General features: G+C 67.3%; 18 protein-coding genes and 4 tRNA genes. 5 read left to right on the forward strand and 17 right to left on the reverse strand.

Features of this window, described 5'->3' with window-relative positions; genetic code table 11:
• The first annotated feature begins 5 nt into the window (after positions 1–5).
• Positions 6–431 (forward strand): ester cyclase, encoded by a 426-nt coding sequence (locus BJ960_RS12365; protein WP_185987503.1) that lies wholly within the window; start codon positions 6–8, stop codon positions 429–431.
• Here the strand turns inward: BJ960_RS12365 and BJ960_RS12370 are convergent.
• From BJ960_RS12370 to BJ960_RS16815, 6 genes are all read right to left on the reverse strand, one after another.
• Entirely contained in the window at positions 428–856 is a 429-nt protein-coding gene (locus BJ960_RS12370; protein WP_185987504.1) for a hypothetical protein, read from the reverse strand. The two genes, BJ960_RS12365 and BJ960_RS12370, sit on opposite strands and share 4 nt — an antisense overlap.
• A gap of 13 nt (positions 857–869) precedes the next feature.
• Positions 870–1,316, reverse strand: coding sequence for a DUF6389 family protein (locus BJ960_RS12375; protein ID WP_185987505.1), 447 nt, complete (start codon positions 1,314–1,316; stop codon positions 870–872).
• A gap of 21 nt (positions 1,317–1,337) precedes the next feature.
• Positions 1,338–1,841, reverse strand: coding sequence for an FBP domain-containing protein (locus BJ960_RS12380; protein ID WP_185987506.1), 504 nt, complete (start codon positions 1,839–1,841; stop codon positions 1,338–1,340).
• Positions 1,842–2,054: 213 nt separating this feature from the next.
• Positions 2,055–3,521, reverse strand: coding sequence for an amino acid permease (locus tag BJ960_RS12385; protein WP_237463451.1), 1,467 nt, complete (start codon positions 3,519–3,521; stop codon positions 2,055–2,057).
• A gap of 244 nt (positions 3,522–3,765) precedes the next feature.
• Entirely contained in the window at positions 3,766–4,452 is a 687-nt protein-coding gene (locus BJ960_RS12390) for a response regulator (protein WP_185987507.1), read from the reverse strand.
• Entirely contained in the window at positions 4,449–5,654 is a 1,206-nt protein-coding gene (locus BJ960_RS16815; RefSeq protein ID WP_185987508.1) for a sensor histidine kinase, read from the reverse strand. Before BJ960_RS16815 ends, BJ960_RS12390 begins: the two co-directional genes overlap by 4 nt.
• Positions 5,655–5,847: 193 nt before the next feature.
• Between BJ960_RS16815 and BJ960_RS12400 the strand changes: the two genes are divergently transcribed.
• Both BJ960_RS12400 and BJ960_RS12405 read left to right on the forward strand, forming a co-directional pair.
• Positions 5,848–6,573, forward strand: a complete 726-nt coding sequence (locus BJ960_RS12400) for an ABC transporter ATP-binding protein (protein ID WP_185987509.1) — start codon at positions 5,848–5,850, stop codon at positions 6,571–6,573.
• On the forward strand, positions 6,570–7,913 hold the full coding sequence (locus tag BJ960_RS12405; protein WP_185987510.1) for an FtsX-like permease family protein: 1,344 nt from the start codon (positions 6,570–6,572) through the stop codon (positions 7,911–7,913). Before BJ960_RS12400 ends, BJ960_RS12405 begins: the two co-directional genes overlap by 4 nt.
• On the opposite strand, the gene BJ960_RS12410 is transcribed toward BJ960_RS12405, so the two are convergent.
• Positions 7,876–8,403, reverse strand: coding sequence for a glycosyltransferase (locus tag BJ960_RS12410; RefSeq protein ID WP_185987511.1), 528 nt, complete (start codon positions 8,401–8,403; stop codon positions 7,876–7,878). The two genes, BJ960_RS12405 and BJ960_RS12410, sit on opposite strands and share 38 nt — an antisense overlap.
• Positions 8,404–8,795: 392 nt before the next feature.
• Positions 8,796–9,548 (reverse strand): GNAT family N-acetyltransferase, encoded by a 753-nt coding sequence (locus BJ960_RS17035; RefSeq protein ID WP_185987512.1) that lies wholly within the window; start codon positions 9,546–9,548, stop codon positions 8,796–8,798.
• A 115-nt stretch (positions 9,549–9,663) separates the two neighbouring features.
• Here BJ960_RS17035 and BJ960_RS12420 point away from each other — a divergent pair, with 115 nt between their 5' ends.
• Complete coding sequence (locus BJ960_RS12420; protein ID WP_185987513.1) at positions 9,664–10,461, forward strand: glycosyltransferase family 2 protein; 798 nt, start codon at positions 9,664–9,666, stop codon at positions 10,459–10,461.
• Positions 10,458–11,498, forward strand: coding sequence for a lysylphosphatidylglycerol synthase transmembrane domain-containing protein (locus tag BJ960_RS12425; RefSeq protein WP_185987514.1), 1,041 nt, complete (start codon positions 10,458–10,460; stop codon positions 11,496–11,498). The genes BJ960_RS12420 and BJ960_RS12425 overlap by 4 nt, the downstream gene beginning before the upstream one ends.
• A gap of 25 nt (positions 11,499–11,523) precedes the next feature.
• Here the strand turns inward: BJ960_RS12425 and BJ960_RS12430 are convergent, their stop codons facing one another.
• The 9 genes from BJ960_RS12430 to BJ960_RS12470 form a co-directional block, all read right to left on the reverse strand.
• Positions 11,524–12,993 carry a flavin monoamine oxidase family protein gene (locus BJ960_RS12430; protein ID WP_185987515.1) on the reverse strand — a complete coding sequence of 490 codons (1,470 nt, stop codon included), beginning with the start codon at positions 12,991–12,993 and terminating at the stop codon, positions 11,524–11,526.
• Between the two features lie 65 nt (positions 12,994–13,058).
• On the reverse strand, positions 13,059–14,297 hold the full coding sequence (locus BJ960_RS12435) for an MFS transporter (RefSeq protein WP_185987516.1): 1,239 nt from the start codon (positions 14,295–14,297) through the stop codon (positions 13,059–13,061).
• Positions 14,298–14,548: 251 nt separating this feature from the next.
• Positions 14,549–14,625 (reverse strand) — tRNA-Asp (locus tag BJ960_RS12440).
• A 138-nt stretch (positions 14,626–14,763) separates the two neighbouring features.
• Positions 14,764–14,836 (reverse strand) — tRNA-Phe (locus BJ960_RS12445).
• An 85-nt stretch (positions 14,837–14,921) separates the two neighbouring features.
• A tRNA-Asp gene (locus BJ960_RS12450) sits at positions 14,922–14,995 on the reverse strand.
• A gap of 27 nt (positions 14,996–15,022) precedes the next feature.
• A tRNA-Glu gene (locus BJ960_RS12455) sits at positions 15,023–15,095 on the reverse strand.
• A 131-nt stretch (positions 15,096–15,226) separates the two neighbouring features.
• Positions 15,227–15,511 carry a hypothetical protein gene (locus BJ960_RS12460; RefSeq protein WP_121077899.1) on the reverse strand — a complete coding sequence of 95 codons (285 nt, stop codon included), beginning with the start codon at positions 15,509–15,511 and terminating at the stop codon, positions 15,227–15,229.
• 96 nt (positions 15,512–15,607) lie between these two features.
• Complete coding sequence (locus BJ960_RS12465) at positions 15,608–16,963, reverse strand: M18 family aminopeptidase (protein WP_185987517.1); 1,356 nt, start codon at positions 16,961–16,963, stop codon at positions 15,608–15,610.
• A gap of 4 nt (positions 16,964–16,967) precedes the next feature.
• Complete coding sequence (locus tag BJ960_RS12470) at positions 16,968–18,521, reverse strand: leucyl aminopeptidase family protein (RefSeq protein WP_185987518.1); 1,554 nt, start codon at positions 18,519–18,521, stop codon at positions 16,968–16,970.
• Positions 18,522–18,531 lie beyond the last annotated feature (10 nt).

The raw sequence follows: 18,531 nt of genomic DNA on the forward strand, positions 1-18,531 counted from the left end.
GATCCATGACTCGCACCACGGAAGAAACGGTTCGCGCGTTCCTCACCGAGGTGCGCAGCGGTAGGTCGCCCGAGCGGGCGGATCGCTACATGGCTTCGACCGTACTTGCTCACCAGGTGCGTGCGGGCGCGCGGGTGACGCTTGAGCGCGGCCCCTCAAACTACACCGAGCATGTCAAGGAAATGCTCGAAATGTTTGGGCCGTTCGAGTTCATCTTTGACGAGTTGCTCGTCGATGGTGATCGCGCGTACGCCAGGTGGGTGCAGCAGGGCACCCACGTGGGCGTGATCGATGGCCATGCGCCCACAGGCCAGCCGGTGGAAACCATCGGGAGCGCCGTCTACCGCGTGGCAGAGGGCCGCATCGTCGAGTATTGGATCCAGCAAGATGCTGCAGGTCTCACTGCCCAGCTCGCCGCCTCCGAAAGCTAGAGGGCCATCCAGCAATACAGCGCCGCGCCCTCGTCGGCTGCCCGCCGAGCCAGGTCACGCCACTCGCGCAACATCGGAAGTAGCTGTTCAGGATCGCCGCTCCCCCAGAATTCCTCGGTCTGCGACCAGGGACCAACGACTTCGGCAAGCTCTTCGTCGGATGCCGCGGCGAGCGCGCTCGTGAATGAGTCAGGCATGGAGACGACCCACGCGCTCTCGTCATCGGGGTCGCTGACCAGCCGCGCCCACGACCTGTCGGATACGATCTCGTCGTAGTCCCGCCCGGTCAGCAGTGCGAGCAGCGTCCCCGCCTGCACCGTGGCGTCAACGGCGTCGACGGCGGGGAGCCCGGCGGGACCCTCGCCGACGACCGCGGCCGCAGCCTCATGCGAGCTCGCGATGAAGTAGGTATTGATCACGCCCATAAGAACCCTCGTGTTAGATGCTGTCCGCGACGACGGCGCCGTCGGGTGATTCGATACGCCAGCTCACATCGCTGGCCTCGGCCGGGATGAGGGGACGCAGCCAGGCAGCCACGGCCGCCACCACTGCGTCTTCGAGGTCGTCACGCGTCCACCCCGCAGGGCGGTCCGGCACCTCGGGTTCCCAGCCCTGCTCACCCCAGACCACGCCAAACAGCTCGCGCTCGTCGTCAAATCGACGATCGAGGGCAAACCCGTCGCGCCCTTCGAAGCGTGCCCACACGTCAAAGGGCCCTTCCCCGTCTTGATCGACGAAGACGTTAATGACGATAGCGTCGACGCCGCCACCGGCCCCTCCCGGGGCGGTGGCGGCGTCGACGAAGCGTTCGAGTCGAGCTCTGGCGACGTCCGAGTGCTCCTCGAGCATCGGGCGCAGAGCCGTCTCGTAGTCGCGCTGATCCATGCTGTCAGCGTAGCGTGGCGGCTACCGGCCCGCTACGAGCATGTCGGCGAAACTTGCCGCCTTCAAACGAAGCGTATCGATGCGCTGCACGCGGGCCGCGGCGACGTCAAACCCCTCGTAGGCGGGCGGCGGGTCGTTGCGCACGTTGCGGGAGCACTGGAATTCCCGGCAGAGCAGGATCCCGACCGTACTACCCCGTCGCCCGGCGTCGCCAACGCGCTTCGCGGCCCAGAACACGACCTCGTTCGGCAGCCGTACGTCCTGGCACCAGTTGCACATGGCACGCGAGCGCGGCGTCGCTTCGGCCTGCGAGAAACTGACGCCGACCGGGTCACCATCAAGCAGCGGGAGCACGGCGTAGGCGCGGCGCACGAACTTCGGGTCCCGCCACCCGTAGAAGTCGAGCGCGGCCCAGTCGGCGTCGGTGAGGGTTTCGAAGGTCGCCGGCAGCGATAGCTCTTTCGTTTCCCTGCGCGATGCGTTGACGAACGAGGATCGGATGAATGATTCTGTGAGGGGTTGCATGAGTCAGCCTTTCGAGAGCCGGCCGCGAGACCGCGGCGCGGATCCTAGCGATGTGAGAAGTGGGTTCACCAAGCCCGCGGCGGGGAGGCGCTCAGCATTCCCGCCGCGAGGGCAGTGCAGTCACTCACCGTCAGCAAGGGCTTCGCTGACGACCTCCTGACGCTGCGAGTACAGCTCTCGGTAACTCATGCGTACGAGTGTACTCGCGCTCGGCTACTCCGCGCTGTCAGCCTGTTGCGCGCCCGCCTTCGCCGCACGGACGCGCGCGAGCCGCCGCCGCACGGCCGGCCAGAACACGGCCAGCACGGCGACCGAAATGAGGCTCGTCCACACCTGCGTGCGGGTACCGTCGCCGCTCACGACCATGATGACGACGATGCCGATCACCGCGAGAATCACGAGGATCCCGAGCCACGGGTGGAGCCACATCTTGAGCTCGAGCCCTGCGACCTCCTCCTTCGTCATGCGCTGCCGCATGCGGATCTGGGTGGCCGCGATGAACGCGTAGACGAACAGCGCGACCAGGCCAGCGGAGTTCATGATGAAGTCGAAGATGCCTGACTCGGGTGCCGCGAAGTTCACGATCACCGCCGCGTACCCGCCGAGTGTCGACGCAATGACCGCGGCGATCGGCACCCCGTTGCGCGAGCGCTTGGCGACGATCGCTGGGGCGTAGCCCTGCTCGGCGAGCGCCGCGAACATGCGCGCGGCAGAGTAGAGACCAGAGTTCAGCACCGAGCAGACCGCGGTGAGTGTGACGGCGCTCATGATCGCGCCGGCCGCGGGGATGCCGTACAGGGTGAAGACGTGCACGAACGGCCCCTCGACCTGCGGGTCGGGCAGCTGATTCCACGGCACGATCACGACGATGAGGAAGACTGCACCGACGAAGAACAGCAGGATGCGCCATACGACCGTCGTCGTCGCCTGCCGCACGCCCTTGGCCGGGTTCTCCGATTCCGCGGCGGCCATCACGGCGATCTCCGTGCCGAAGTACGAGAAGATCACGATCGCGACGCCGGCGATGACAGGCCAGACGCCGTTCGGGGCGAAGCCGCCGTGCTCCCACAGGTTCGGCAGCGAGAACGAGGCGCCGGGCCACAGCCCGAAGGCGAAGAGCACGCCTACGCCGAGGAATACCACGATCGCGACAACCTTGATGCTCGCGAGCCAGAACTCGACCTCACCAAACGAGCGCACCGAGACCACGTTCGTGATGGTAAAGATCAGCATCATTGCGATCGAGAACACCCATTCGGGAATCCCCGGCATCCAGCCGTGCAGGATCGAGCCGCTCACGACGGCCTCGAATGCGATGACACCCACCCAGAAGTACCAGTAGAGCCAGCCCACGAAGTACGCGGCCCAGTCGCCGAGGCCGACCCGCGCGTATTCCATGAACGAGCCCGTCGTCGGCCGGGCCGCCGCCATCTCTCCGAGCATGCGCATCGCGAGGAAGACCAGCACACCGCCGATGAGGTACGAGACGAGCGCGGCGGGCCCCACGGACCGGATCACGTTCCCCGAGCCAACGAACAGGCTCGCGCCGATGATCCCGCCGAGCGTGATCATCGTGATGTGGCGCGATGCCAGCTTCTTGGACTTCCCACCGCCCTTGCCAGGCACCACCTGTGCCACTGAGGTCGCTGGTGAAACCGGCTTATCGTAATTCGCTCGCATACCTGCCCTTGTCGTCGCGTCTCTGCGGATGCACATAGGCTACGCATGACGCCGAAACGCGTGAAACGAAGTTCTGCACATTGATCGGCGCTTCCCCGTGCAAAGCCATCTTTCCCGCGAATTCGCTTGTTTAGGCACTCGGCTGGCACCGAATCCGCTGCCCAGGGCTACAAGAACTCCGCTTTTCGCGTCCACAAATTCCCCCTTTTGGGAGGGGAAAGTCCACGGTCGACGCCTTCCACCATCAGGCCTGCGGGGCTTCGGCAACTCCAATCTCGTAGCCGAGGATCACAGCGTGCACGCGGTCGCGCAGGTGCAGCTTCGCGAAGATCGCATTCACATGCGATTTCACCGTCGACGGCGCGAGATGGAGCGACGCGGCGATCTCGGCATTCGTCTCGCCGCGAACGATCCCCAGGAACACGTCGCGTTCACGCGGGCTCAGGATCGCTAGCTCGCCAGGCTCCTCCGCTCGCCCGCCCAGCGGCCCTTCGGATTCCTCGGATCCAACGAAATGCGCAACGAGTTGCGCCGTCAGCCGCGGCGAGACGACGGACTCGCCAGCGGCCACTGCTTGCACGGCCTCGACCAGCGCTGCTGGCTTCGAACTTTTGAGGAGAAAGGCACTCGCGCCCGCGCGCAGGCTCCCGAAGGCGTACTCGTCAAGGTCGAACGTGGTGAGCACGATCACCCGCACCGCTGGATGCCGCTCGGCGATAAGTCGCGTCGCCTCAAGGCCTCCCATCAGCGGCATGCGCACATCCATGAGCACCACATCCGGGTGCAGAACCGCCGCCGCGTCGAGTGCCTCGAGCCCGTTCCCCGCTTCACCGACAACGTCGATTCCGTCCGCGGAATCGAGGATCAGGGCGTGCCCAGCGCGCGCAAGCGGCTGATCATCGACCACGACGACACGGATCGGCCCGCTCATGATCGCCTCAGCTGAACCGGGAGCACTGCGCGCGTCTGCCACCCAGCGTGCGCACCCGGCAATGGGGCGGCCGTCAGCTCTCCGCCGAACGCACGAGCGCGCTCGCGCAAAGCAGTGAGCCCAACACCAGCTCCGACGCCGATGTTCGGGTTCGCTCCGCCACGACAGTTGTCGGTCACCGTCACGACGAGCTCGGAGTCGGTCACCGCAACCCGAACTTCGACATACGTTACGTCTACGCCGTGACGGAGCACATTCGTGAGCGATTCACGTACGATCCGGTGAACGGCTGTGCGCAGCCCGGGGTCAGCGGGCAACTCGGTATTGACGTCAAGCGTGACGGGGACGCCGGTGCGGCGAAAGACCTCGACAAGCCCGTCAAGCGTCGGCGCCGTGTGCCCAGCCGTTTCGAGCGTCTCAACCAGATCTGGGTCGCTGTCGCGGAGGACGTGCAAGATACGCTGCATTTCCTCCAGCGCACCAGCCCCGACCTCGCCGAGCTGGTCGAGCGCCGCCCGAGCCCGCTCTGGGTGTTTCTCCCAGCCCGCCGCCGCGCCGCCCGCGAGCGCCACCATCACCGTCACGGAGTGGGCGACAACGTCGTGCATCTCAGCCGTAATACGGGCGCGCTCAGCGCCAGCCGCACGTTCCTCACGGAGGGCCACGACCTGTTCAAGCGTCTCGCGCCTTCCCCGCGCCGTTCGCACCGCAACCCCCGCAGCAAGCGCGGCGACTGCGAACGGTTGCAGCCCAGCGATCGGCGGGGTCGCACGGATGCCGATCCACATCGCGGCCCAGCTCACGCCGAGCACGATGAGCGCAGCGGCGGCCGCACCGATCAGCGCGGTACGAAGGCGCACGCGACTCGCAAGCGCGAACAGCCCGAAGATGATCTCTGTCGTTGGCCCGGCCAACGACGCTGCATAGACGGGGTTCAGCGAAGCTACTCCGGCCACGATGAGGAGCACGGGGAGCGGGTGGCTTCTGCGCCACCAGAACACAATGGCGACGACGACCACGCATGCCCAGCCGAGCCAGACCGGGTGACGCGGCTCGAGAATGAGCGCCGCCGCCGGCGGCGCCGAGCAAGCAAGGATCACCGCGACATCGGCGACCCTGGGACGTGCCGCGAACCACCTCGCGACGCGAGAACGCCCCTGCTGCAGGGAGAGGTCAGGGCGGTCCAACATCACACCTGCCACGCTCTTCCTCTCTGCACCACGGGGCGCAGCACACTGCGTGGCCCTCCTCCGACGCTACTGCGGAGCAGCTGTGCGCGCCACCACCCGTGGGTGGAAGCCATGGCCCACCGGTTCAGCCCGTGGGCGGTGACGACGCGCCTCACCCCGCTCGTAGCGTGGGTCGAACCAGCTGCTCATCGAAAGGTACGACGCTATGGCCGACTCCGTCACCGTCCCCCGCCCGTGGCTTCTCAGCGCCGAAGGCCTCACTAAATCGTTCGGACCAACGCACGCACTCGTCGACGCCGACTTCACCATATTTCCGGGCGAGGCCGTCGCGATCATGGGCCCGTCGGGGTCAGGCAAGTCGACGCTGCTGCACGCGCTCGCGGGGATCGAGCCGGCGGACTCCGGCACTGTCATACTTCGTCGGACAGCTGCAACGGGGAGCTCCGACGCTGGCTTCGATGACCTCGCCACTCTGAGCGACGCCGCCCGTTCCGCCCTCCGGCTGCGGCGCTTCGGGTTCGTCTTTCAGCACGGCATGCTGGTGCCCGAACTCCGCGCATGGGAGAACGTCGCGCTTCCACTGCTGCTTGCTGGCGCGTCCCGAGATACGGCGAGGCATCGGGCCGCCGACGAACTCGAACGGCTGGGTCTCGCCGGGCTTGAAGATAGGCGCATCGGCCAGCTCTCGGGCGGCGAGGCGCAGCGGGTGGCCATCGCCCGTGCCCTAGCGCCCCGCCCAACGTTGATCTTCGCCGATGAGCCGACCGGCGCGCTCGACTCCGTCACCGCTGGCGGTGTGCTCGACGCGCTTCTTGCGTCGAGCACGGGCCCGGCCCGGGCGCTCCTCATCGTCACCCATGACGAAGGTGTCGCCGCGCGCTGCGACCGTGTTGTCCGATTGCGTGACGGCAGCGTGGAGGCTCGCTCGTGACCGCCCACGCCTTCCTCATCCTGGCGAGGCCGGCTGGCAAGTCTGGCACCATCGCGGCGATGCAACTTGCCGCGGCGGCCCTCACCACGATCCTCACGTTCGCCGTTGCCCTGCTTGCCCGGGCATATTGGAGCGTGCCCTCGCCGGAGCCGGGGTACCCCATCCTTGCTGTCGGTCTCGCCGGCGCGCTCCTCGTTCCACTCATCACGCTCGGAGGCTCGACGGCGCGGCTCGCAGCGCGGAGCCGCGACGACAGATTGGCGACGCTTCGGCTGCTCGGCGCTTCAGCCGGCACGGTCCGGCGACTCGCCGTCGCGGAGGCGACACTGATGGCTGCGGCGGGCGTCGCAGCGGGCACTGGGCTCTCAGTTGCGCTCCCTGCTGCGCTGGGCGGGCTCACCGTCCACGGGTCCCCCTTCCGCGAGGCCTCATATCACTTGCCGTGGTGGGTGACCGCAGCGCTCCCGCCGGCCCTCATCGCGGTCGCAGCGATGAGCGCACTGCTCGGCCTCCGGCGAGTCACGCTCTCACCGCTCGGGGTTCGCACACGGCAGGACGCGCCTCGATTGAGCTGGCTGCGTGCCGTCGCAGGAGTTGCAGTGGTCGTCGCAGCCGTCGTATTAGTGCAGATTTCGTCGCCTGGCTGGGGCACTGCCGCGCTCGTCGCAGCGTTCGCGCTCACAACGCTTGCGCTCATGGCGGTGCTGGGATTGGTTGGCCCTCTCGCCATCGGAGTGACAGCCCGCGTGACCGCAGCCCGAACCGCCGATGCGTCGTCACTCGTGGCGGCGCGAGGCGTCGCCGACGATCCGCGTGCAGCCTGGCGCAGCGTCTCTTCGCTCGCGCTTGCGAGCTTTGTGCTCCTGCCAGCGGGATCGCTGCTCGGATACCTTGACACGATCAGCCGCAGCGAGAGTCGCGCGATCATGACGACGGACCAGCTGCTGCTTTTTGCCGACACGCGGACGATGCTGCTCGCGCTCACCGCCGTGTCGTTCGTGGTTGTGTCATGCCAGATCGCCATCACTCAAACGGCCGCGATTCTCGAACGTCGAGACCTCTACATTGCGCTGGATCGACTCGGCATGCCGAGGACGGCGCTCGAACGTGCGCGGCGCGTGCGCGTGTTGCGTCCGGCCCTCATCGCCGTTGGCGGGTCTGCCGCCGTCGCCTCGGTCGTCGCCGCGCCGCTCGTGTTGGTTGCCGCCACCGTCGCGCCGCTCTTTCTTGTCTCGGCTGTCGCGATCCTCGGGCTCGGACTGTTACTCGTGTGGATCGGCGTCGCTGCCACACGTCCCGTCCTTAGCCGGGCGCTGACGGCTCCGTCGCGCGGTGAGTAGGCGGAAGCGCTGCGATGAGTGCTTCCGCGCCCGCGACCGCGCCGTCATATTCACGCAACCGCGCTCCGAGTTCCCGCGCACGTCTCCGGGTCTCAGTGTCGTCGATCAGTTTCGATAACGCCGCGCGCACCGCGGCTACAGAGGCACCACGGCGGAGTGAGATCCCGACTCCTGCCCGCTCAACGGCGCGGCCGATTCCAGGCTGGTCCGAGCTCAGATCGAGCGGTACGACAAGCACGGGGACTCCATGCGCGAGCGCAGCGAGTGTTGTTCCGTGACCGCCGTGGGTAACAACGACGGAGGCATCCGGCATCAGTTCGGCACGATCTGACCACGCCAAGAGCCTGACGTGCGGCGGGGCCCGTAGCGTTTCCGAGTCGAGGGCGTGGCCCGTCGTTGCGGTTACTCGAACAGGAAGGTCGACGACGGCGTCGAGAAGTCGCTGCCACGTCTGCACGAGACGCGGAAACGGAAACGTGCTCAGGCTCATGAGTATGCCTGGTGTCCGCGGGTGAGCTTCCACGGCCCGCACCATCGGTGCCAGTATGGGACACGTCACGACTCACCTGTTCTTCAAGCTCGGGCGCGGACGCCGCGACTATGGCCTCAGCACCACCGAGCAGCCGCCGCACCGGTAGCCCCCGGAGCCACAGGATCTTGCCGAGGCGCTGAAGCCTTCCGCGCATCAGCGAGTCGGTTGTCGGCTCCAACAGCGCGTATGGTTGACCACGTTTGCGGAGCGTCTGCAGCGTGGAGAGCAGCAGGGGGTCACCGACCACGAGGTCGGCTGGCCGGGCATCGAGCTCGACTCCAACGTCGCGTGCTGCCTTTGGGTCGCTCATGAGCGCGACCGGGCGGCCGGTGAGCGCGACTGTGGGCCGCTCAGCGCGCAGCGAGCGCCAGGTGGAGGATCGGGTACGGTCGCCCGTCGCCGTCGAGCTCGCTGCGTCCCACTTCTTCGAAGCCGCGGCTCACGTAGAAGCCGTGAGCGCCCGGGTTCTGCTCGTTGACGTCAACCCTCGTCACGCCGAGCCGCTCGATCGTGTGAGCAAGCAGCGCGCTCCCCACCCCGGTGCCACGTGCGGCGTCGTCGACAAAGAGCATCTCGAGGCCGCCGTTGGCAACCCCCGCGAACCCGAGTGGCTTCCCGTCCCGCTCGGCGACGACGAGCGTCACGGCCGGGAAGTAGGCGTCGGCAAGCTGCCCCTCGATGCGCGCGAAGTCGTCTTCGGCGAGAAAGTCGTGGGTCGCGCGCACCGCGCTCCGCCAGATTGCCACGAGTGCCGGGAACTCATCGGGCCCGTGCGTGGGCCGGATCGTCAGATCCGTCTCGCGCGCGTGTTCGAGACTGCGCTCATGCACGGCGAGCTCGTGCTGAATGAACGCCGAAATGAGGGCGCGGTAGGCGGCCTCGACGACCTCGGGCGATGCCCCGTGGTCGACCGCGAGCCCGCGGACCTTGGCGATCACCTGCTCGACCCGATCCGGCGCACGCACCGCCTGCGTATCGCTCTTCAGCGCTCCCGCGGCCTCGACCCAACGCTGCCGGGTCGCGATCAGCTCGACAATCTGACCGTCGAGCGCGTCGATGGCGGCTCGTACCTCGGGGAGCGTAGCGGTCTGCTGGTTATTCATCGCCCCAGCGTATCGCGTGGGTTCGTCCCTTCCCGGTTCAGGGTAGCGCCAGCGCTACTTCCGCGCTCGCGCCGGGGCCATCGCGCCGCCGCGCCGCTCGCGCGTGAATAGAGAAGTGACGATTCCGCCGCTTCCAGCCGAGCCCACCGACCCGACCCCTGAGGTCAGCCAGGCGAGCCACGCCAGCCGGGCCAGCCCGACCATCTCGGTCGTGATCCCGATGCACAATGAGGCCAGGATCATCGCCCGTTGCCTCCGCGCGCTCGAGGCGCAGACGGAGCCGGCCGACGAGATCGTCGTCGTCGACAACTGCTGCACGGACAGGAGCGCCGCAATCGCGCGGCGATTCCCCGGGGTGCGGGTGGTGGACGAGCCCCGCGCGGGCGTCACGTTCGCGCGCACGACGGGCTTCGACGCGGCCCGCTCCGATGTCATCGCCCGGATCGACGCAGACACCATCGTGCCGCCGGACTGGATCGCACGCCTCCGATCCGACTTTCGCGATCCCACCCTCGACGGTCAGGGCGGGGGCGCCGCGATCGCGGAACTCTCCCCCGGTGAACACTTCTGGTTCGCCTGGTGGTATCGCGGGTTTCGGGCGTGGCACCAGCGCAGCATTGGCGTGCGTCCCATGCTCTACGGCTTCAATAGTGCGTTCCGCAGGCACGCGTGGTTGGAAGCACGGCCCCTTGTCGGGCTCGGTGACGAGCAGGTGAGCGAGGACGTCGACGTGACGATCGCGCTGCTTCGCACCGGGCACCGGCTGCGCTACGCTCCCGACCTCATCGTGCGGGCTCGGCTGTTTCGCTCAATCGACAGGAAGAAACTCAGCCGGTATTACGAGACCGACAGTTTGACGCTCGCCCGACACCGCTACGGCAATCGGAAGCGATGGGCGGGACGCATCACGTGAGCCCCCGCTGGGTGCGCTCTCCCCGGTTCTGGGTGAGCACCGTCACGCTGCTCCTCGTCGCGGGGATCGTCATCGCTGCCTGGCCGACAATGGTCGACGCGGCACGCAGTCTCCCGCTCGCGAATCCGTGGATTATGGCCCTCCTCGTTCCCGTCCAGCTCGCGAGCTTCGCGGTCACCGGCGAGGCGCTGTTCGCCTACCTGCGAGCTCGGGGCGAGCTACGCGGAATGCGGCCGCTCACGGCGATGAGAATGTCGCTCGAGTTCAACTTCGCGAACCATATGCTGCCCTCGGGCGGCGCGGCGGGGATCACGTATGCGAGCTGGAAGCTCGCGGGCATGGGGGTCCCTCCAGCCCGCGGGACGCTCGCGCAGCTCGCCCGGTTCGCGGTGACGTTCGTGTCCTTCAGCATCATGCTGCTTGCCGCGGCAACCTGGCTGCTCGCGAGCGGTCAGGGAACCCCCGCGGTGCTCTGGTCGGCCGCGGGTGTCGGCGCGCTCGCGCTTGGCGCGACTGGCGGCGGCGCGCTGCTGCTGCGTCGCCGGCGCCCACTGCATCGCGTCGCGGGCGTCGTCATTCGGGTCGCGAACTGGGGCGCACACATCATCGGCAGGCCCGCCGTCGTGCGGACGGAGACTGTCGTACGTTTCTTCGACGGGCTGCACGTCGAGCTGCGAGAGATCCTTCGCGACCCGCGCGCGCTGCGTGCCCCGTTCGCGTGGTCGTTCCTCGTACACGTCTGCGACGCCGGCCTGTTCTGGATCGCGCTCGCCGCATTCGGTCTACGCGCGGATCCCGCGCTGGTCTTCGTCGCGTACGGTCTCGCGACCGTCGCGAGCATGGTCGTCACCACGCCAAACGGCGTCGGCGCGTACGAGGTCGTCATGATCGGCCTGCTCGTGGCGGGCGGGCTCCCGAGTGCGCTCACTGTCGCCGCGATCACGCTCGCGCGCGCGATCCTGCTCGTCGGCACGATCGTCTTCGGGTGGGCCTTCTACCAACACAGCGTGGCGCGAGGCGGGCGGCGCGCGCCCTGAGAGGCTGGCCGTGAACGGTCGCGCGCTACAGGTGCTTCAGCAGCTCGTCGGCCTGGTCGACGCCCGACACGTATGACGCCGTCACCGTGCTCGTTCGCATCCCCGCCCAGAACACCACATCATCGGTCGGTGCTGACATGTCTGTCTCGTTGCCGCCGTGCCCGTAGGCTCCCCAGCTGAAGGGCTCGTTCGCCCAGTCTGTCATGAGGGCCTTCTTGTACTGCAGCCCGGGGTCGCCCGCGCTCTTACGCACGACGTCCAAGACCGCCTCGTGCTTCTGCTCGAGCGGCAGCGCGTGAAGTTCGCGCGCGGCTTCTCCCGTCTCCCAGCCGACGATGACCTGCCCGCCGTAGTCGGGTTGCGCGATCGATGCGTTCCACAGCGTTGTCGGGGTGAGGTCCATCGACTCGGCGTAGCCCCAGCTCGAGCTGCCGTCGGGCGTGAACACGTGCCCGTCGAATTCGAGCAGGCACTTGAAGATGTGGCTGTACTGGAACTCGTCGAACGCCACCCACTTGCGGTCGGGCAGCCCGGCGGAGAAGTCGATGTCTCTGCGCTGCATCACCCCGGCGGGAACGGCCATGACCAGACGGCGCGCGGACATGGTGCCCTGCGACGTCAGAAGCTCAACGCCGTTCTTCGAATGCTGCACTGATTCCACGATGGTGTCGAGAAACACCGGAATATCGTCGGCGATGAAGGTCAGCAGCTGGTCGTAGCCGCCGATGATCTTGTAGTCGCCGTCGTTGCGCTCCGGGTCGTCCGGCTCGAGCTGCTCGGGCTCCGGCGCGTCCTCAGGGTGTAGCGAGTAGCGGATGCACGCGGTCAGCGCCTCGCCGACCGCCGCGGCGTCGGTCGCGTACAGCGGTTCGGCGTCGTCGGTCAGCAGGTACCGGAGCCCGCTCGGGATGTTATCGGGTGCAACGCCCAGCCGCGACAGGTAGGCGTCCGCCTTCTCACGCGGCAGCACCTCCGGCAGCGGGCGCCCCTCCCCCGCGGGGTCGAACTTCGCGAGGCCGTCTGGGATGCCCGCGGGGAACGTCCACGACACTGGTGCGTCCGGGGCGTGCCACGCGTGGGAGGGCGAGCTGTCCGCCACGCCGTCCAAGCGAATGTAGTTCTTGGTGAACATCCGCATGTCGAACCCGGCCTCCTTGATCCAGGGATAGGTGTCAGCGTAGGGGCCGCCGTGCACAAGCTCGCATCCCCGCTCGACCGGGATCCCCATCGAGGTGCGATCGGTGAACATGCGCCCGCCGATCCGGTCCCGGGCCTCAACGATCGCGACCCGAAGACTCGGACGTTGATCGACGAGGCGCCGGGCCGCCCCGATTCCGGCGGACCCGGCACCCACAACGATGACGTCCCAGTCGCCGCCGCGCTCGTCACCGCCGGGTCGCCCGTTGATGGCGTTCCCCGCGATGATGCCAGCGGTGGCGAGGCCTGCGACCGCGGCGGCCCCGACCAAGAGGCTGCGACGTGAGACGTGAGCCATGAGCACTCCTTTGTTGTTCACTCTCGGTACTGCGTGGTTCGGCGGCGCTCAGCCGCCGTGCGGTGTTAGCGTGCGAGCGCCTCCGCCGGTTGCGCGCGCCGCACGTCCTTCGCGAGGAAGGGGAAGCAGAGGTTCAAGAGCGCGGTGGCCACCACCATGCCAACAAACCCGAGCACGTAGTCCCCTGTGGAGTCCTTCACGAGGCCCATCACATACGGGTAGACGAACCCGCCAACGATGAAGCCGATGCCGAGCACGAAGCCGTTGACCGCGCCAGCCATGCGCCCGGGCACGGACTCGGTCGCGAGGGCCAGGGCGAGGGGCATGCCGGTGTAGACCCCGAGGCCTACGAGCGGCAGGCAGATCGCGGCAAACACGTAGTTTCCGGAGGCGATGCTCACGGTGAGGGCGCCCATGAAGAGCGTCATCGCGAGACCGGCGAGCAGGATCAGGTTCTTCCGCTTACCCAGGCTGTCGGAGATGAGGCCAAAGATGATCGACGTCGCGACGCCGGCGAGCACGTAGCAGGACGCGAAGAAGCCCGCGGCGGTCGTCGACCATCCGGCGTCCTCGATGAGGATCGTCGGCATCCAGACCGCGACGACCGCGAAGATGCCCCACTCGCCGATGAAGAAGGCTGCGGCGACCAGGACGTTGCGGCTGAACAGCCAGCTGATGGCGGAACGGCCGCTGGTGTCTGACTCCTGCGCGGCCTCATCGGCCTGGGCAGGTGGAACGTCCTTCAGGAAGAGCGCCGCGATGACGAGCACGACGATGAGGAAGACCCCACCGATAGTCGAGCCAGTGCGCCAGCCGAACGCGACGAGCACGATTGCGAACAGGTAGAGCGCGAACACCGAGCCGATGCCGTCGGTCGTGAACATCACGCCGAGCGCGATGCCGCTCTTGCGCTCGCGCTCGAACCAGTTGATCGCCATCGTGTACGGGCCGACGAACAGCAGGCCGACGCCGAGGCCGCTGATGGCGCGGCCGAGCATGAGCATGCCGTAGTCAGGCGCGAGGGCGAAGACGAACTGCCCGATGATCGCGGCGACGAGGCCAACGAGGATGATCTTCTTGATTCCGATCTTGTCGCCGATCACCCCGGCGAAGGGCAGGATGATGCCGCCGACGAGGGCGGTGATCGAGGCGAGCAGGCCGGCCTGGCTCGCGCTGAGCGACAGCTCTTCGGAGATCTCGAGCAGGCTCGGGGTCCATCCGATGTAGGGGATGAAGCAGGCGATGAGAACCAGGTAGGACAGGCTCAGCATCACCCACTTGGTTGTGGGGCTCGTCTTAGTCATGAAGGCGCACTTTCCATCTCGGCATTGAGAACAAATTCAACAACGAATTTGCATAGAGAACAGCAACCAAACCATTGGCTTGCTGCCAGAGCAAAACCATATAGCTAAACTTGCTCATTCACAAGCTCAAGATCGCAAAAACTGGCGCTGGGGCCAAAAGCGGAGCCCAAACTCCGCGCCAGGAGCGGTCACCGCGCGGGTGAACTTGCTCACAACGCAACGAAGCCCCTCCGAGGAGGGGCTTCGAACTGTGGCGACCCTGACGGGACTTGAACCCGCGACCTCCGCCGTGACAGGGCGGCGCGCTAACCAACTGCGCTACAGGGCCAGATGTTGCTCTTCAATTATGCCTTGCTCGACGACGCTTCCAGACCACACAGGGCACCGGGAACGGGTTCTGCAAGAAAAAGAACCCCCACGAGTAGAAGCCTCATGAGGGTTCAGTAACGGTGTAATAGCCGCTACGTGGCTCCGACCGGCATCGATCCGGTGACCTTTCGATTTTCAGTCGAACGCTCTACCAACTGAGCTACAGAGCCAGACGATCGTTCGAACTGGGTGACCAACTCTGGCAATCGCCGTTGGAATGAAGAAACCCTTCCTTAGAAGGGCTCCTCAATCCAGCGACCCTGACGGGACTTGAACCCGCGACCTCCGCCGTGACAGGGCGGCGCGCTAACCAACTGCGCTACAGGGCCATGCATATTTAATTGTGTTCGGTATAGTGACCCCAACGGGATTCGAACCCGTGCTGCCGCCGTGAAAGGGCGGTGTCCTAGGCCGCTAAACGATGGGGCCGGGGCAATTTCTTGCCTTGCTACCGAGATATGAGCTTAGGGCACGAATGCCGCGGGACGCAAATCCCGGTGACCATCCGGTATCCCTGGCGTGTCGCGACGGCGATTCGGCACCGAGCGCGGACGCGCTGCTTATCCCCCGAGGGCGCGCTGCACGCGGTTGAGGGAGATGTTCTCGAGTCGCTGCACGCCGTCGCCGGTGCGCTGCTCGAAGTGATAGCCCATCTTGCCCTGGCTGAGCATGCCGATGAGATACGGCTCGTTCGCATTCCACATGATCCAGGTCGGCTGCCCCTGCATGTTCGGACCCAAGAATGTGAACTCAATCGCCTGCTGTCCGAACCGCTGAATGTGCGGCATCAGCCGATCCGTGGGGAGCGCTAGTACCTTCTCACCCTGCCGTTGCACCTCGCTCATGGCCCGATCCTATCGAACAGACATAAAAATTTCGATGACGAAACGCTCAGCTACGCACCCTTCCGCGCAGCTGAGCGCCATTCCGTCACGTCGGGACTACGCGCCAGCGTAGAACGCGCCGATTGCGCGGGCGAGTCCGTGCAGGTCGTCCACGTGCGCGAGCTCGCGAGCCGAGTGCATCGAGAGCAGCGGAACGCCGACGTCGACGGTGCGGATCCCGATCCTCGTTGCCGTGATCGGGCCGATCGTCGAGCCGCACGGAACCGTGTTGTTCGACACGAACTCCTGCGTCTGGACCCCTGCCGCCTCGCACGCGCGCTGCCAGAGCGCTGCGCCGTGCGCATCGCTCGCGTAGCGCTGGTTCGCGTTGACCTTCAGCATCGGCCCGTTGCCCGCGAGCGGGCGCACGTTCGGGTCGTGCTTCTCCTGATAGTTCGGGTGCACCGAGTGCCCCGCATCCGCCGACAGGCACCACGACGCTGCGAGCGCGCGTGCGGCCTCATCCGGCGTCGCGCCGAGCCCGGCACGCAAGCGCACGAGAACGTCCTCCAGGAACGGCCCTGCCGCACCTGAGCGCGTCTCCGAGCCGAGCTCCTCGTGGTCGAAGGAGGCAAACACGGAGATCGTGCCGGGCGCCGGCTCGGTCTCGATGAGCGCGACCAGGCCCGCGAAGGTCGAGCTCAGGTTGTCGAGCCGCGGCGACGCGAGAAACTCCTCACGCGCGCCGATCCTGCTCGCCGGCTGCGTGTCATACAGCCGCACGTCGGTGCCCGCGATGTCGGCGGCCGCGATCCGCGCCGGATCCAGCTTCAACTCAGCAGTCGGAGCCGCAACGAAGGGCTCGCCCGGTTGCGGCAAGTTCGCCGCGGCCGCGAGCAGCTCAATCACCGACGTCTCGGGCGCCGAGACCGCGAGGATCGGCTGCGTGTGGCGCTGCCGATCGAGCGTGAGGCCCGAGTTCGCCTCGCGGTCGAGGTGGATCGCGAGCTGCGGGATTCGCGCGACGGCCTGCGTGCATACGAGGCGCTCCTCGCCCGAGCGGGTGACGACGCGCCCCGCGAAGCCGAGGTCCCGGTCGAGCCACGAGTTGATGAGCGGCCCGCCGTAGACCTCGACCCCGGCCTGCGACCAGCCAGCTGCCGTGAAGTCGGGCTGCGGCTTCAGGACGAAGCCGGGGGAATCCGTGTGCGCGCCGAGCACGCGCACGGGGCTCGTCGCGGAGACGCCCTCCCCCGCCCGCCATGCGATGACCGCGCCGTCGCGCACGACGACGCCGCGGGCGCCGGATGCGACCGGCCCCCACGCGTCGTCTTCGATGAGCTCGGTGAAGCCCTGGCTCACGAGCATCGCTGCCGAGAATCGCGCCGCGTGGTACGAGCTCGGCGATGATCCTACGAACCCGATGAACTCATTGATGTAGTCGTCGCGACTCTCAAGCAGCGTCTCGGTCATGGCGCTAGTTCATCTCGCTTGACTGGGGTGCGTCGGTCGCGGCGGGAGCCGTGAACGCTGCGGCGAGCTCGGTGAGCAGGCGCGCGCCGAAGCCCGTCGAGCCTGTCGAACGCCAGAGGTCGTCGCTCGCGACCTCCATCGTCGGGGCGATGTCGATGTGGCCCCACGGCACGTCAGCGACGAACTCGTTGAGGAAGAGGGCCGCGAGGATCGCGCCGCCGTAGGGCCCGCCGATGTTCGACAGGTCCGCGACGTTCGACTTCATCTGGTCGGCGTACCGGTGATCGAGCGGCATCTGCCAGACGCGCTCGTCGGTGAGGTCCGCCGCCGCCGCGAGCTGCGCCGCGACCTCGTCGTTGTTCGCGAAGGTCGCTGCCGTGCGGAGCCCGAGCGCCGCCATCGCGTTGCCGGTGAGCGTCGCAATGTCGACGATTGCGTCGGGGCGATCGGCTTCCTCGGTGGCGAGGACGAGGCCGTCGGCCATGACAATGCGCCCCTCGGCGTCGGAGTTCTTCACCTCGACGGTCTTGCCGCCGCGGATCGTGAGCACGTCGCCGATCTTCGTCGCGGTGCCCGAGAGCATGTTGTCGGTGCACATGAGCCAGCCGGTGACCTTGTTCGTCACGCCGAGCTCACGGAGGCCGAGCATCGCCGAGAAGACGGCTCCGGCGCCCATCATGTCCATCTTCATGTCGCCCATCGACGTCGGGGGCTTCAGGCTCACGCCGCCCGAGTCGAACATGATGCCCTTGCCGACGAGGCCGAGGTGCGGGGTGTTCGCGTTCGCGCCCTCGGGCGTGTAGCGCAGCTTGATCATGCGGGGCTCGTCGACGGAACCGGCGTTCACGCCGAGCAGGCCGCCGGTGCCGAGCTCGATGAGCGCGTCACGGTCGAAGATCTCGACCTCGAGGCCGAACTCCGGGCCGAGCTTCGCGGCGATGTCGGCGAACTTCTCGGCCGTGAGGTGCCGTGGCGGGGTGTTGCCGAGGTCGCGCGAGAGCGCGGCGGCGCGTGCGAGCACGAGTCCGCGGGCGACGCCCTCCTTGGCTGCGGCCTGGTCCGCGTCGGCGACGCCGAGCGTCAGCGTCTTCAGCGCGACGTTCTTCGCCTCGCCCTTCAGCGCCTCGAACCGGTAGCGCGCGAGCACGGCGCCCTCGGTTGCGGCGAGCGCGGCGTCGTGCGCGTTCAGCTTGTCGGAGACCACGCCAGTGAGGTCGAGAGCAAGTGCGTCCGACTCGCTCGCGGCGCGGGTGAAGGAGGCCACCGCGTTGCGGAGCTCAGCCGCCGAGGTGATGCCCGTGCCGGTGCCGACGAGTACGCAGAGCGTCTGGCCGGGGAGGCGCAGCGTCTGGCCGGCCTTCCCGGTGAATCCGGCGGCCGCAAGCGACTCGCGGGTCTGGCCGTCGAGGTGATCGCATGCTGGCAGATCCCCCTCGGCGGCGATCAGGCACGCACGGACGGGCGCTGCGGTGACATCGGCGACGGAGCCGATGACAACGTCAGTTGTCTGCGCGAGCGAAGGGACAGGATCGAAGGATGGGTCAATCACTACACTCATGCCCCCAACC

This window comes from Leucobacter aridicollis (assembly GCF_013409595.1).
Lineage (GTDB): Bacteria > Actinomycetota > Actinomycetes > Actinomycetales > Microbacteriaceae > Leucobacter > Leucobacter aridicollis.

Bases quoted from the DNA above. Each gene is read 5' to 3' on its own strand.
- BJ960_RS12385 (WP_237463451.1), bottom strand. From the start codon at position 3,521: ATGCGAGCGAATTACGATAAGCCGGTTTCACCAGCGACCTCAGTGGCA.
- BJ960_RS12390 (WP_185987507.1), bottom strand. From the start codon at position 4,452: ATGAGCGGGCCGATCCGTGTCGTCGTGGTCGATGATCAGCCGCTTGCG.
- BJ960_RS12470 (WP_185987518.1), bottom strand. From the start codon at position 18,521: ATGAGTGTAGTGATTGACCCATCCTTCGATCCTGTCCCTTCGCTCGCG.
- BJ960_RS12460 (WP_121077899.1), bottom strand. From the start codon at position 15,511: ATGAGCGAGGTGCAACGGCAGGGTGAGAAGGTACTAGCGCTCCCCACG.
- BJ960_RS12435 (WP_185987516.1), bottom strand. From the start codon at position 14,297: ATGACTAAGACGAGCCCCACAACCAAGTGGGTGATGCTGAGCCTGTCC.
- BJ960_RS12410 (WP_185987511.1), bottom strand. From the start codon at position 8,403: ATGAGCCTGAGCACGTTTCCGTTTCCGCGTCTCGTGCAGACGTGGCAG.
- BJ960_RS12365 (WP_185987503.1), top strand. From the start codon at position 6: ATGACTCGCACCACGGAAGAAACGGTTCGCGCGTTCCTCACCGAGGTG.
- BJ960_RS12370 (WP_185987504.1), bottom strand. From the start codon at position 856: ATGGGCGTGATCAATACCTACTTCATCGCGAGCTCGCATGAGGCTGCG.
- BJ960_RS12465 (WP_185987517.1), bottom strand. From the start codon at position 16,963: ATGACCGAGACGCTGCTTGAGAGTCGCGACGACTACATCAATGAGTTC.
- BJ960_RS12400 (WP_185987509.1), top strand. From the start codon at position 5,848: ATGGCCGACTCCGTCACCGTCCCCCGCCCGTGGCTTCTCAGCGCCGAA.
- BJ960_RS12380 (WP_185987506.1), bottom strand. From the start codon at position 1,841: ATGCAACCCCTCACAGAATCATTCATCCGATCCTCGTTCGTCAACGCA.
- BJ960_RS17035 (WP_185987512.1), bottom strand. From the start codon at position 9,548: ATGAATAACCAGCAGACCGCTACGCTCCCCGAGGTACGAGCCGCCATC.
- BJ960_RS12430 (WP_185987515.1), bottom strand. From the start codon at position 12,993: ATGGCTCACGTCTCACGTCGCAGCCTCTTGGTCGGGGCCGCCGCGGTC.
- BJ960_RS12375 (WP_185987505.1), bottom strand. From the start codon at position 1,316: ATGGATCAGCGCGACTACGAGACGGCTCTGCGCCCGATGCTCGAGGAG.